13 protein-coding genes are annotated in these 13,324 nt (G+C 68.1%); 5 read left to right on the top strand and 8 right to left on the bottom strand.

The genetic code is table 11. The annotated features are described in order from the left end of the window. Window positions 1-360: 360 nt before the first annotated feature. Complete coding sequence (rraA, locus tag AC3WT6_RS13900) at window positions 361-846, bottom strand: ribonuclease E activity regulator RraA (protein ID WP_492654198.1); 486 nt, start codon at window positions 844-846, stop codon at window positions 361-363. Between the two features lie 139 nt (window positions 847-985). On the opposite strand from rraA, the gene AC3WT6_RS13895 reads away from it, so the two are divergent. Next, window positions 986-1,402 (top strand): hypothetical protein, encoded by a 417-nt coding sequence (locus AC3WT6_RS13895; RefSeq protein ID WP_492654197.1) that lies wholly within the window; start codon window positions 986-988, stop codon window positions 1,400-1,402. 3 nt (window positions 1,403-1,405) lie between these two features. Here AC3WT6_RS13895 and AC3WT6_RS13890 read toward each other — a convergent pair whose 3' ends face one another. The 4 genes from AC3WT6_RS13890 to AC3WT6_RS13875 form a co-directional block, all read right to left on the bottom strand. After that, window positions 1,406-1,906 carry a disulfide bond formation protein B gene (locus AC3WT6_RS13890; RefSeq protein ID WP_492654196.1) on the bottom strand — a complete coding sequence of 167 codons (501 nt, stop codon included), beginning with the start codon at window positions 1,904-1,906 and terminating at the stop codon, window positions 1,406-1,408. A gap of 33 nt (window positions 1,907-1,939) precedes the next feature. Then, a complete protein-coding gene (locus AC3WT6_RS13885; RefSeq protein ID WP_492654195.1) occupies window positions 1,940-3,472 on the bottom strand; it encodes a fumarate hydratase in 1,533 nt (510 codons plus the stop codon). Between the two features lie 235 nt (window positions 3,473-3,707). Then, window positions 3,708-5,033, bottom strand: a complete 1,326-nt coding sequence (locus AC3WT6_RS13880) for a sigma 54-interacting transcriptional regulator (RefSeq protein WP_492654194.1) — start codon at window positions 5,031-5,033, stop codon at window positions 3,708-3,710. A gap of 106 nt (window positions 5,034-5,139) precedes the next feature. After that, on the bottom strand, window positions 5,140-6,543 hold the full coding sequence (locus AC3WT6_RS13875) for a class II fumarate hydratase (protein WP_492654193.1): 1,404 nt from the start codon (window positions 6,541-6,543) through the stop codon (window positions 5,140-5,142). An 80-nt stretch (window positions 6,544-6,623) separates the two neighbouring features. On the opposite strand from AC3WT6_RS13875, the gene purB reads away from it, so the two are divergent. Together purB and AC3WT6_RS13865 are read left to right on the top strand one after the other, a co-directional pair. Further along, window positions 6,624-7,991 (top strand): adenylosuccinate lyase, encoded by a 1,368-nt coding sequence (purB, locus tag AC3WT6_RS13870; RefSeq protein ID WP_492654192.1) that lies wholly within the window; start codon window positions 6,624-6,626, stop codon window positions 7,989-7,991. Beyond that, window positions 7,988-8,467, top strand: coding sequence for a DUF7931 domain-containing protein (locus AC3WT6_RS13865; RefSeq protein ID WP_492654191.1), 480 nt, complete (start codon window positions 7,988-7,990; stop codon window positions 8,465-8,467). Before purB ends, AC3WT6_RS13865 begins: the two co-directional genes overlap by 4 nt. A 17-nt stretch (window positions 8,468-8,484) precedes the next feature. Here the strand turns inward: AC3WT6_RS13865 and recR are convergent, their stop codons facing one another. The 3 genes from recR to dnaX form a co-directional block, all read right to left on the bottom strand. Next, window positions 8,485-9,084: a recombination mediator RecR gene (recR, locus tag AC3WT6_RS13860; RefSeq protein WP_492654190.1), complete on the bottom strand. Its 600-nt coding sequence runs from the start codon at window positions 9,082-9,084 to the stop codon at window positions 8,485-8,487. A gap of 123 nt (window positions 9,085-9,207) precedes the next feature. Continuing rightward, complete coding sequence (locus AC3WT6_RS13855) at window positions 9,208-9,528, bottom strand: YbaB/EbfC family nucleoid-associated protein (RefSeq protein WP_492654189.1); 321 nt, start codon at window positions 9,526-9,528, stop codon at window positions 9,208-9,210. A gap of 52 nt (window positions 9,529-9,580) precedes the next feature. Next, window positions 9,581-11,281, bottom strand: a complete 1,701-nt coding sequence (gene dnaX, locus AC3WT6_RS13850; RefSeq protein WP_492654188.1) for a DNA polymerase III subunit gamma/tau — start codon at window positions 11,279-11,281, stop codon at window positions 9,581-9,583. Between the two features lie 63 nt (window positions 11,282-11,344). Between dnaX and AC3WT6_RS13845 the strand changes: the two genes are divergently transcribed. Beyond that, window positions 11,345-12,265, top strand: a complete 921-nt coding sequence (locus AC3WT6_RS13845; protein WP_492654187.1) for a lysylphosphatidylglycerol synthase domain-containing protein — start codon at window positions 11,345-11,347, stop codon at window positions 12,263-12,265. A gap of 28 nt (window positions 12,266-12,293) precedes the next feature. Next, complete coding sequence (locus tag AC3WT6_RS13840; RefSeq protein WP_492654186.1) at window positions 12,294-13,322, top strand: glycosyltransferase family 2 protein; 1,029 nt, start codon at window positions 12,294-12,296, stop codon at window positions 13,320-13,322. Window positions 13,323-13,324 lie beyond the last annotated feature (2 nt).

Below are 13,324 nucleotides of genomic sequence, written 5' to 3'. Positions count from 1 at the left end.
TGTGGCTTTTGACTTGCCCTCCCCTTCGTAAGCGCCGAGAAGCGCAGTGGACGGGGGGTATGGAAGCGCCCGCCTGTCTGAGGCGCCTATAGGGCGCCGAGTTCGGGCGCGTCCCCCCGGCCACGAGCATCGCAGGGCACCCCGTAGGGGGCGCTACGCAGGGGCCTGCTTTCTTTTGCTTACTTTTCTTTGCAGGAGCAAAGAAAAGTGAGTCGCCAGGGGGCGAAAGAAAGCTATCAAGCCCTGCACCGCAAAAAGAGCGCGAACGCGCGAACCACAACCCAGCAGCACCAAACCCAAGCCGCCCAAACAAAAGGCCCGCCGAAGCGGGCCTCATCGAACCGTACCGGAGCTACAAGCCTACTTCTTGTGAATCGCAGAATCCGAAACCACGATCCCATCCAGGTCCGCATACAGCCAAGCCCCAGGCTTGAAGGTAACCCCGGCGAACGTCACCACCTTGTCGACATGCCCGGAGTGCAAACCCTTCTCGCTCTTGCGCGGATGGGTGCCCAGCGCCTTGAGGCCGAAATCCTGCTCGGCGATCTCGGCGGCGTCGCGGATGTAGCCATACACCACAATGCCGGCCCACTTGTTCTTCACCGCCAACTCGCCCAGCAAGCCACCCACCAGCGCGCAACGGGTGGAGCCACCACCGTCCACCACCAACACGCGACCCTCGCCGGGCGTCTCCAGGGTGGCGCGGACCAGAGCGTTGTCCTCGAAAACCTTCAGGGTCTTGATCGGGCCATGAAAAGCCAGACGACCGCCGTAGTCGGCGAACAGCGGTTCGGCGACCTGGGCTTCGGGGTGGGCGTCGGAAAGATCAGTGGTGGCGGTGCTCATGGCGGCTTTCGGCGATTACGAGGGGCTGCAAGGGTATCCCTTCGCCGCCGCTCTGAGAATCGCCGCCGGCAACTTGGTGGCGGCCACCGGGTCTGAAGCGGCATGCTGTGCCCGCTCCGCCGCCACCCCGGACCCTGCTATGAAGACCACCCGCATCGTCACCGCATTCACCCTGGCCCTGGCCGCTGCGCTCAGCGCCTGCAGCACCACCGCCTCCCGCATTGGCGAGCAGCAGGGCCTGTTCGACAGCTACCCCGCCGAGGTGCGGGAAAAGATCCGCGCCGGCGAAATCGCGGTCGGCTTTACGCCGGAACAGGTGCGCATGGCCCTGGGCGAGCCCAGCCGGGTCTACACGCGGCAGACCGTTCAGGGCGAAGCGGAAATCTGGTCCTACCAGGATCGCAGCCCAGCGCTCAGCTTCGGCTTGGGCGGCTACAGCGGCGGCGGCACCAGCGCTGGAGTCGGTATCGGCACGGGCGGCGACGCCCTGGAGAAACTGCGCGTGGTGTTCGAGGCCGGCAAGGTGGCCTCGATCGAAACCACCCAGCGCAAATAGGCCCTAGCGGCGGGCCAGCCAGGGCGTCAGCAGCGCCCAGGCGATCAGGGCGACGAACACCATCAGGGTCCAGAACGGCAGGCTCTGGCCCAGGAAGGTCCAGTCGATCTTGGCGCAGTTGCCGTCGCCCTTGAGGATGGTGGTGACCACCTCCTGCAGCGGCATCATGTCCATCAGATAGCTCAGCGTCGGCCCGCAGGCTGGGCGCTGGTCCTCCGGCAGGCCCTGCAGCCAGACATGCCGCCAGGCGATGCCGGCACCGATGGCGCTCGCCAGCGTCGCCAGACCGCTGTAGACCCAGCGCCCCCAGGCCTTGGGGCCGTGCAGCGCGGCAACCAGGAACACCAGTCCGGCCGAGAGCATGGCGATGCGCTGGAAGATGCACATCGGGCAGGGTTCCAGCCCCAGAATCTTCTGGAAGAAGAAGATCGCCATCAGCAAGCCGCTGGCGCAGCCGGCAAAGCCGAGGAAACTGAGACCGCGGTAGCTGAGCAAAGCCTTCATGGCGTTCTGGTCTGGGGTCTAGCGAAGGGAGGATCAGGCCGAAACCACGGGGATGCCCGCGAGCTTGCCCTGCCAGAGCTTGGGCCCGGTCTCGTGCACGGAAGTTCCCTGCGCGTCGACCGCCACCGTCACCGGCATATCGACCACCTCGAACTCGTAGATGGCCTCCATGCCGATGTCCTCGAAGCCCAGCACCTTGGCCGACTTGATCGCCTTCGACACCAGATAGGCGGCGCCACCCACCGCCATCAGGTAGGCGCTCTTGTGCTTCTTGATCGCCTCGATGGCCACCGGGCCGCGCTCGGCCTTGCCAATCATGGCGATCAGGCCGGTCTTCGCCAGCATCATCTCGGTGAACTTGTCCATGCGCGTCGCCGTGGTCGGGCCGGCCGGGCCCACCGCCTCGTCGCGCACCGGATCGACCGGGCCGACGTAGTAGATGACGCGGTTGGTGAAGTCCACCGGCAGCTTCTCGCCCTTCGCCAGCATGTCCTGGATGCGCTTGTGGGCGGCATCGCGGCCGGTGAGCATCTTGCCGTTCAGCAGCAGAGTCTGGCCCGGCTTCCAACTCGCCACTTCTGCCGGCGTCAGGGTGTCGAGATTCACGCGGGTGGAGGTCTTGGTGTCGGCCGCCCAGGTCACCTGCGGCCAGTCTTCCAGCTTGGGCGCTTCCAGCTTGGCCGGGCCGCTGCCATCCAGCTCGAAGTGCACATGGCGGGTGGCGGCGCAGTTGGGGATCATCGCCACCGGCAGGCTGGCGGCGTGGGTCGGGTAGTCGATGATCTTCACGTCGAGCACGGTGGTGAGGCCGCCCAGACCCTGCGCGCCGATGCCCAGCGCGTTGACCTTCTCCAGCAGCTCCAGGCGCAGTTCCTCGACCTTGGTGAGGGTCTCACCGCGCGCCTTCTTGGCCTTGACCAGATGGATGTCCACCGGCGCCATGATCGCTTCCTTGGCCATCACCGCCGCCTTTTCCGGCGTGCCGCCGATGCCGAGGCCGAGGATGCCCGGCGGGCACCAGCCGGCGCCCATGGTCGGCACCGTCTTCAGCACCCAATCGACGATGGAGTCGCTGGGGTTGAGGCAGACCAGCTTGGACTTGTTCTCGCTGCCGCCGCCCTTGGCGGCGCAGGTCACCTCGACGTGATCGCCGGGGACGATCTCGTAATGGATCACCGCCGGGGTGTTGTCCTTGGTATTGGTGCGCTTGCCGGCCGGGTCGGCCAGCACCGAAGCGCGCAGCTTGTTCTCGGGGTTGAGGTAGGCGCGGCGGACCCCCTCGTTGACCATTTCCTGCACCGACATCGTCGCGTCCCAGCGCACGTTCATGCCGACCTTGAGAAAGACCACGCAGATGCCGGTGTCCTGACAGATCGGCCGATGGCCCTCGGCGCACATGCGTGAATTGGTCAGGATCTGCGCGATCGCATCCTTCGCCGCCGGGGATTCTTCCTTCTCGTAGGCCTCGCCCAGCGCCTGGATGTAGTCCAGCGGGTGGTAGTAGCTGATGTACTGGAAGGCGTCGGCGATGGACTGGATGAAATCGTCCTGGCGGATAGTGCTCATGGCTGGGAGTCTGGCGGTTGGTTTTCGGCAGGCGCGCATCCTACCAGCGTGCGGGCGGCGGCTGGGCCTCTTACGCGCGCAGGCCCACTGCACTCCACTGCCGTGAGGGCGGGCCGCGGCGCGGCCCTGTGAGGGCGCCGACCTCGCTGCGCTGGTCGGCTGTGAGGGCACTCGCGCTGCGCGCTCGCTGTGAGGGAAAAGCCAAGGCGGCGGTTTATCCAGGCCCGCCCTCACCTCAGTTGGAGGCGTACACCGCGTGGCTGTGGTGATCCGCCGGCTCCCAGAGCGCGATGCCGTTGCGGATGTCGTCCAGCTCCAGCAGGCCGCGCGAGTCCTCGCGCATGGCGGAATCGACGAAGGCCGCCTCCAGCACGCGGGTCAGGGCGCGGACGTTGCCATGCCAGCGGCAATCGCGGATCGCCTGCCAGGCCGGTTCCGACAAACCCTCCGGCGCCCGCCAGCTAGTGCAGCGCGAACCCAGCTTGGCGAGATTGGCGGCAACCACGGCGATCATGTCCTCCTCGCGCCGGTGCAGCTCCGGCACCGAGATGGTGGCAGCACCCAGGCGGGTGAACTCGTCGATGTTCACCGAGTTGCGCAGGTGCTCCCAACTGCGGTTGGTGGCGAACAGCAGGGCGCAATCCAGCGACTGCTTGGCGGAGGCGCCGAACGGCAGGTACTGACCGTTGTCCAGGGCCTCCATCAGGGTTTCCATCACCGCACCGGTGACACCGTGCGCCTCGTCGAGGAAGCAGACGCCGTCGCGGGCATGCGAGAAGGCGCCGGTACGGCCGCCGGCACCGGGGAAGGCGCCGGACACATGGCCGCAGAGCAGGGACTTGATCGCCGCCTTGTCACCGGTGTTCTCCGCCGCCAGGTTCACCGAGACGAAACGGCCCTTGTTGCGCACCAGGAAGTAGTAGAAGGCCAGCGAGGTCTTGCCGCTGCCGGGGCCGCCGAGCAGGTAGGCGCGGCTGACGCCGTTCTTGGCGAAGGCGCGGATGCGCGCCACCACCGCGTGCAGCTCCGGACTGAAGATGTAGAAGCTCTTGTAGCCGGGGTTATCGATCTCGGTGGAGATCGGCATGCGGATCAGGTTGTCCTCGACCACCGGGCTCAGGCGTCGCGGCAACTGCGCCAGGGCGTCGGAGACATCCCGCGCCAGCATCAGGTGCACGCCGGCCAGCCGACCTGCCGCGCTGCGCCGCTCCAGCCAACGCCCCAGCGCCGCGAACTGCCGGCCGTGGATGACGATCACCAGGCTGCTGTGGCGACCGCCGGACCGCGCTGCCAGCACCTTGTCGGCGATGCCATCGAGCTGCTCGGGGTCGAGGAACAGGCTGACCACGAACTCGGAAGAGGCCGGGATCAGCGGCGTGCCCTCGCGCTGCGGCTCCGGCGGCGCGGCCAGCTCGTAGCGGGTGCCCGGCGGCAGCAGCGATTCCAGGCCCGGCGCCAAGTGCGGATCGTGGCGGCCGGCCTCGGCGGCATAGACGGTCAGATAGGCAGGCGGCAGGGAAACGGCAACGGGTTCGGACTTGCGAGCGGAGCTGCGAAACATGGAGAGCCTCCTGGCGTGTTCTTCTGTATTCAAGCCTATTCGCAAACGGGGTGCCGCCGACGGCCTGCCGATGGAATCAGCCGCCATTCCGACCAATGGTCGTGGCTCAGCCGCCGGCGCCGCCGGAACCACCTTTGATACCGCCCTCGGTCAGAGCCGCCGGATCAAGCAGACGCCGCAGGCTGCGCTCGGACAGACCGGTTTCTTCCAGCGCCACCTCCAGCACCGGCCGCCGCTCGACGTAGGCGCGTTTGGCGATGGCGGCGCCACGCTCGTAGCCGATCTTCTCGTTGAGCGCGGTGATCAGGATGGGGTTCTTCGCCAGCGCCTCGTCGATGTGGCTCTGGTTGACCACGAAGCCGGCGATGGCGCGGTCGGCCAACAGGCGGCTGACATTGGCCAGCAGCTCCAGCGACTGCAAGAGGTTGTGCGCCACCAGCGGCAGCATGACGTTGAGCTGGAAGTTGCCGGACTGGGCGGCGATGGTGATCGCCGCGTCGTTGCCGATCACCTGGGCGGCGACCATGCAGGTCGCCTCCGGAATCACCGGATTGACCTTGCCCGGCATGATCGAACTCCCCGGCTGCAGGGTCGGCAGGGCGATCTCGCCCAGGCCGGCCAGCGGCCCGGAGTTCATCCAGCGCAGGTCGTTGGCGATCTTCATCAGCGAGACCGCGATCACCTTCAGCTGGCCAGACAGCTCGGCCGCCGCGTCCACCGTCGCCAGGCTCTCAAAGGCATTGGGGCTGGGCAGAAACTTGAGCCCGGTGCGCCGCACCAGGAGCCGCGCGAAGCTGCGCGCGAAGCGCGGATGGGCATTGATGCCGGTGCCGACTGCGGTGCCGCCCTGGGCCAGGGCCAGCAGGCGCGGCAGAGCGGCGTCCAGCCGCGCCTGGCCGTTCTTGATCTGCTGCGCCCAGCCCGACAGTTCCTGGTCGAAGCGCAGCGGCATGGCGTCCATCAGATGGGTGCGGCCGGTCTTGACCTGACTGCGCAGGCTGCGCGCCTTGGCCTCGATCACCTTCTGCAAGTGCGCCAGTGCCGGCTTCAGCTGCTCGTGCACCAGCAGCGCCGCCGCCACGTGCAGGGCGGTGGGGATCACGTCGTTGGACGACTGCCCGTAGTTGACGTGGTCGTTGGGATGCACCACCAAGCCGGCGGCGCGGCTGGCGAGGCGGGCGATCACCTCGTTGGCGTTCATGTTGCTGGAGGTGCCGGAGCCGGTCTGGAACACGTCCACCGGGAACTGCTCGTAGTGGGCACCTTCGGCCACCTCGCTGGCGGCGGCGGCGATCGCCTCGGCGCGGGCGGCATCGAGCAGGCCCAGGCCGGCATTGGCCTCGGCGGCGGTGGCCTTGATCAGCCCCAGGGCGCGGATGAACGGACGCGGCATGCGCAGGCCGGAAACCGGAAAATTCTCCACCGCCCGCTGGGTTTGGGCACCCCACAAGGCCTGCGCCGGCACCTGCATGGGCCCCAGGCTGTCGCGCTCGATCCTGAACTTGTTCATGGCAATTGCACCTCGTCGCGTAAAATGCGCGTCCTTCGCAGCCACCGCCGCAGCCCGGCGGACCGACCCAAGCCCGCCCGATGAACCTGACCTCGCTCTCCGCCATCTCCCCCATCGACGGCCGCTACGCCGAAAAGACCGTCGCCCTGCGCGAATTCTTCTCCGAGTATGGGCTGATGCGCTACCGCGTGATCGCCGAGATCCGCTGGCTGCAGACCCTGAGCCGCCACCAGGGCATCCCGGAGGTGCCGCCGCTGTCGGATGCCGCCCACGCCCGGCTGGAGGCGATCATCGCCAACTTCAACGTCGACGAGGCGCAGTGGATCAAGGTCAAGGAACAGACCACCAACCACGATGTGAAGGCGGTCGAGTACTACCTCAAGGACAAGGCCCAGGGCCATCCGGAGCTGGCGGCGGTCACCGAGTTCATCCACTTCGCCTGCACCAGCGAGGACATGAACAACCTCGCCCACGCGCTGATGCTGCGCGACGCCCGCGAAAAGGTCTTGCTGCCCGCCATCGACAAGACCATCGGCGCGATCTCCTCGCTCTCGCAGCAGTACGCCGAGCAGCCCATGCTCAGCCGTACCCACGGCCAGCCGGCCTCGCCGACCACGCTGGGCAAGGAGATGGCGGTGTTCGTGGCGCGTCTCAAGCGCCAGCGCCAGCAGCTGGCGGCGGTGCCTTGCCTGGGCAAGATCAATGGCGCGGTCGGTAACTGGAACGCGCATCTGGCCGCCTATCCGGAACTCGATTGGCCGGCGATGGCTGCCGATTTCATCGCCAGCCTGGGCCTGGAAATGAGCCCGGCCACCACCCAGATCGAGCCGCACGACTACATCGCCGAATACTTCCACGCACTGTCGCGCTACAACACCATCCTGATCGACTTCGCGCGCGATGTCTGGAGCTATATCTCGGTGGGCTATTTCAAGCAGCGCGCGGTGGCCGGCGAAGTCGGCAGCTCGACCATGCCGCACAAGGTCAATCCCATCGACTTCGAGAATGCCGAAGGCAATCTCGGCATCGCCAACGCCCTGTTGCAGCACCTCGCCGAGAAGCTGCCGATCTCGCGCTGGCAGCGTGACCTCACCGACTCCACCGTGCTGCGTAATCTCGGCGTCGGCGCCGCGCACTCGCTGATCGCCTATCAGTCGCTGCAGAAGGGCATCTCCAAGCTGGAAGGCGATGCCTGGAAGTTGGGCAAGGATCTCGACGAAAACTGGGAGGTACTGGGCGAGGCGATCCAGACCGTGATGCGCCGCTACGGCCTGCCGGAACCCTATGAGCAGCTCAAGCGCCTGACCCGTGGCCAGAAGATCGGCCGCGAGGCGATCCGCGAATTCGTCAAGGGCCTGGAGCTACCGGCCGACGCCAAGGAGCGGCTGCTGGCGATGACTCCGGCGAGCTACATCGGCAACGCCGCCAGCCAGGCGCGCAAGCCGTGAGCGAGGCGGTTGCGGTTGAAGGCCTGGAGGGCTTTGCCGCCACCGCCCTGGCCGCGGTCGGCGGCGCGCAGCGCGAGCTGTTGCTGCTGAGCCTGGAGCTGGACCAGCGTCTCTACGGCAGCGCCGAGTTCGTCGAGGCGGTGAAGCGCTTCGTGCTGTCCAGCGAGCGGGCGCAAGTGCGGCTGTTGCTGAACCGCACCGAGCTGGCCCGACGCGGCCACCCGCTGGTCGCCCTCGCCCGCCGGGTGCCCAGCCGCATCGAAACCCGCCAGCTCAGCCACGAGCGCCGCCGCGACCGCCTGGACGAGTTGCTGATCGTCGATGCCCGTCACCTGCTGCAGCGCCAGGACGCGCGCGAACTGGTATCGCGCTGGCAGGCCGACGCCCCGGCTCTGGCCAAGCGCGAGCGCGAGGATTTCATCCAGCTCTGGGAAGAATCCGAACCGGCCGCCGATCTGCGCGAGCTTTCGATCTAAGCGCCACGGCGGGCGAGCTACAGCAGTTGCCGGCCCGCGAAAGCGTGGCTGAGCGTGCCGCCGTCCACATACTCCAGCTCGCCGCCCATGGGCACGCCGTGGGCGATGCGCGTCACCTTCACGTTGCGCGCGCGCGCCAGTTCGGCGATGTAGTGGGCAGTGGCCTCGCCCTCGACGGTGGGATTGGTGGCGATGATCAGCTCCTGCACCGTCCCGTCGCCCAGTTGCTCGGCCAACAGATCCAGGCCCAGGGCCTCAGGGCCGACGCCGTCCAAGGGCGAGAGCCGCCCCATCAACACGAAGTAGCGGCCGCGGTAGGGCGTGCTGTTCTCGATGGCGATGAGATCGGCCGGGTTCTCCACCACGCAGAGCTGGCCGGCCTTGGCGCGCGAGGCGCTGCAGAAACCACAGTGCGCCGGCTCGCAGAACATCCGCGTGCGCGGGCAGCGCTCGATGCCGCTCAGCGCCTCGCCGATCGCCCGCGCCAGAAACTCCGCGCCCTCGCGGTCGCGCTGCAAGAGATGCAGGGCCATGCGCTGAGCCGACTTCGGGCCGACGCCCGGCAAGCGGCGCAGCGCCTCGATCAGCCGGCCCAGGCGCGGCGAGTAGGAGGTCATGCGACAGCCTCCAGCAATCCCAGCCCTGGCATCCCTGCCGCGACTGCGCGCCCAGATTCACCCCCGGCCGCGACATCCCTGTCGCGGCGTTCGCCGGAGTCGATTGCCATGCCAGGCAATCGCCTAAAACCCGGCGAACCCAGGCGGCATGGGCATGCCGGCAGTGACCGCCGACATCTTCGCCTGGGTCGCCGCTTCCAGCTTTTGGGCTGCGTCGTTGATGGCGGCGGCGATCAGGTCTTCGAGGAATTCCTTGTCCTCGGTCAGGGCCTCGGCATTGATCTCGACCTTCTTCGCCTGGTGCTTGCCGGTGAGCGTGACCTTGACCATGCCGGCGCCGGCTTCGCCGGTGATCTCCAGCCGGGCGATCTCGTCCTGCGCACGCTTGACGTTTTCCTGCATCTTCTGGGCTTGGGCCAGAATCTGGGCCATGGGGCCTTTCATGTCGTTACTCCTGGGGCTAATTGGCGGACCGCTTTAGCGGGTCCGCAGGGGTTCAAAGGGGGCGAATGCTACCCGGACGCAGCAGGGCGCCGAACTGCTCGCGGAAGGCGCGTATCGCCGGGTCCTGCTCGATGCTGGCCTCGGCCGCCTTCTGGCGGGCGTCGATCTGCGCCAGAGCCTGCGCCACCGGGGTGTCGAGGCTGCCGATGCCGAGGTCGATGGCGAGCTGGAGATTCTGACCAAATTGCGCCGCCAGCGCCTTCTGCAGGGCCAGGCGCCGCTCCTCGGTGAGCAGGTGCTTCACCTTGGAGTCCAGCGTCAGCCGCAGCGACTCGCCCTCGTGGGCGGTCCAGGCGCAGTTCAGGGCCAGCTGCTTGACCATGGCGTCCAGGCTCAGGGCGGCGATGCGCGCGCTCCAGCTGGAGTCGGCGGCGAGCGGCTCCGGCACGGCCACCGGCGGCTCTGCCACCGGAGCCACCACCGCCGGCACGCTGAGTTTGGGCTTGGCCGGTGCCGCCGGTTCCGGCGCGCGGGCCTGGGGCGCGGGCTGCGCCTGGCTGGCGACCGGGGCGCGCGGCGCGGCGGCGGCGGGCGTGCTGGCCGGGCGCGCGGCAGGGCCGCCAGCCACCGAAGTCTCACCACGGCGTGGACCCTGGCCTTCGGGGCCGGGCGCCTCGGGCCTGAAGGCGAGCATGCGCAGCAGCGTCATCTCGAAGCCGATGCGCGGGTCCGGAGCCCAGCCGAGGTCGCGGCGGCCGAGCACGGCGATCTGGTAATGCAGTTGCAGGTCTTCCGCCGCGAACCGGCTCTTCAGCTCGATCAGGGCCGGGTCGTCGTCCTCGTTCTGCGCCTTGGGCAGGAGCTGCAACACCGCCAGCCGCTGCAACTGCGCGGCCAGCTCGCTGAGCAGGGCGGCGTAGTCCGGCGCCTGTTCTTCCAGCCGCTGGATGCCGCTCAGCAGGGCCTCGCGGTCATCGCCGGCAATCGCCGCCAGCAGCTCGAACAGGCTGCGCCGGCCGCTGGTGCCGAGCATGGCCTCCACCGGCTCGCGTTGCAGGGTGCCGCCACCGGCGAAGGCGATAGCCTGGTCGGTGAGCGAGAGCGCGTCGCGCATGGAGCCGTCGGCGGAGCGGGCCAGCTCGGCCAGGGCGCCGGGCTCGAAGCCCTGCCCTTCCTCGGTCAGCACCTTGGCGATCTGCTCGCGGATCAGCGATTGCGGCAGGCGCTTGAGATTGAACTGCAGGCAGCGCGACAGCACCGTAACCAAGAGCTTCTGCGGGTCGGTGGTGGCGAGGATGAACTTCACATGCTTCGGCGGCTCTTCCAGCGTCTTCAGCAGGGCGTTGAAGGCGGCCTTGCTGAGCATGTGGACTTCGTCGATCAGATAGACCTTGTAGCGGCCGCGTGCCGGCGCGTACTGGGCGTTCTCGATCACCTGGCGCACGTCATCGACACCGGTGTTGGAGGCGGCGTCGATTTCCAGCAGATCGACGAAACGGCCCTGGTCGACCTCCTTGCAACTACCGCACAGCCCGCAGGGCTGGCTGGTGACGCCGGTCTCGCAATTGAGACCCTTGGCGATGATGCGCGCCAGCGTAGTCTTGCCGACGCCGCGGGTGCCGGTGAGCAGAATCGCCGGGTGCAGGCGGTCGTGGTCCAGCGCGTGACTCAGGGCCTTGACGACATGCCCCTGGCCCATCACGTCTTCGAAGCGGCGGGGACGGTATTTGCGGGCGAGGGCGAGGTAGCTCATTTGCACAGTTTATCGCGGGAGGCGCGGCTAAGATGCGCGCTCGCCCGCCGCCGCCCCGTACTTTTGAAACGTCCCCTGCTCTATCTCGCGCAGCTCGCCGTGCTGCTGCTATTCGCCTGGGCCATCGAGCACTGGTGGGGTTTCGCCCGTCTGCTGGCGCCCTGGTCGGCAGTGCCGCTGGCGCTGGTGCTGCTGGTGGTAGTGGCGCAGTGCGCCAGCTACTCGCTGCGCGCCCTGCGGGTCTACCTGGCCGAGCCGGCTATCCCGCGCGGTCGCTGGCTGGACTGTTTGCGGCTGATCCTGCTCAACAATGCGCTGAACCTGATATTGCCGGCGCGCACCGGCGAGGCCAGCTTTCCGCTGCTGCTGCAGCGCTGGTTCGGGGTCGATCTGGCCCACGGCGCCGGCACCCTGCTGTGGTTGCGCCTGCTCGACCTCAATGTGCTGGCGGCCCTCGCCGCCGCGACCCTGGGTCCGCGACTCTGGGCGGCGCCCGGCCCGGACGGCTGGTACGCACTGGCGCTGTTGATCGCCAGCCTGCCCCTGCTGGCTCCGGCGGTGCAGCGCGTCCTGGCGCGGCTGTTGGCCGGTCGCGAGAACGGCGGCGCGCGGCTGCTGCGCCGGCTGCTGGGCGGCGTGCCGCAGCGCACCGGCCAGGTCGCGCTGGATCTCCTGCTGAGCTGGAGTGCCTGGGGCCTCAAGCTGGCGGCGCTGGCGGCGGTGTTCGCCCTGCTCGCCGGCCTGCCGGCCGCGCAGGCGCTGCTGGGCGCCATCGGCGGTGACCTCTCCACCGTGCTGCCGATCCACACACCGGGCGGCTTCGGCACCTACGAGGCCGGCGTGATCGCCATGGTGTCGCCCTTCGCCGCGCCCAGCCCGGCGCTGCTGGCGGCGGCGGTGAACCTGCATCTGCTGGTGCTGGGCGTCGCACTCGCCGCCGGCGCCCTGGCCTGGCTGGGCCGCCGCGACCCTGTGAGACAATAGGCCGTTCCCAACTGCCCTCCTGACCGCAATGACCGCACCGCGCCTGTCCGTCGTGATTCCGATGTACAAGGAACAGGACAACGTCGCCCCGATGCTGAAAGGCGTCCACGACGGCCTGGCCAGCTATCCCGGCGAGTGGGAGCTGATCGTCGTCGACGACGGCTCCAGCGACCAGACCGGCCCGCGCCTGATGAAGGCGGCCGAGGAATACGGCCCGCATGTCCGGGTCATCCGCTTCGCCCGCAACCACGGCCAGACCGCCGCCATGCAGGCCGGCATCGACGCCGCCCGTGGCGAGATCATCGCCACCCTGGATGGCGATCTGCAGAACGACCCGGGCGACATCCCGATGATGGTCGAGGAGCTCCTGGCCCGCGATCTCGACCTGTTGGCTGGCAAGCGCGCCAACCGCCAGGACGCCCTGGTCAGCCGCAAGCTGCCCAGCAAGATCGCCAACCGGCTGATCGCCAAGGTCACCGGCGTCAACCTCACCGACTACGGCTGCTCGCTGAAGATCTACCGCTCCGAGGTGATCAAGAAGGTGCGCCTGTACGGCGAGATGCACCGCTTCATCCCGGTGTGGGCGGCGATGGTCACCTCGCCCAACCGCATCGACGAAGTGCCGGTGCGCCACTACGCGCGCCAGTTCGGCGCCAGCAAGTACGGCATCTCGCGCACCTTCCGGGTCATCCTCGACTTGTTGACGGTGTTCTTCTTCATGCGCTTTCAGGCCCGGCCTGGCCACTTCTTCGGCGTCATCGGCCTGAGCTTCGGCCTGGTCGGCAGCCTGCTGATGAGCTGGCTGCTGTTCGTGAAGTTCGCGCTCGGCGAGAACATCGGTGGCCGTCCGCTGCTCCTGGTCTCGATCCTGCTGCTGGTGTTCTCGATCCAGTTCATCACCACCGGCGTGGTGGCGGAAATGCTGTCCCGCATCTTCTACCAGAACGAACCACGGGTGGCCTTCCTGCGCGAAACCGGCGAGGCCCAGCCGGCCAGTTGGCACTCGCCTTCGGCGGCTCCGGCGATCAGCACGATCCCCAGCAGCCAGCCGGTCTGAGG

The organism is Stagnimonas sp. FW305-C-60 (genome assembly GCF_058782965.1).
Note: the sequence above shows the minus strand (reverse complement) of the source record. Positions and strands in the feature narration are given on the sequence as shown.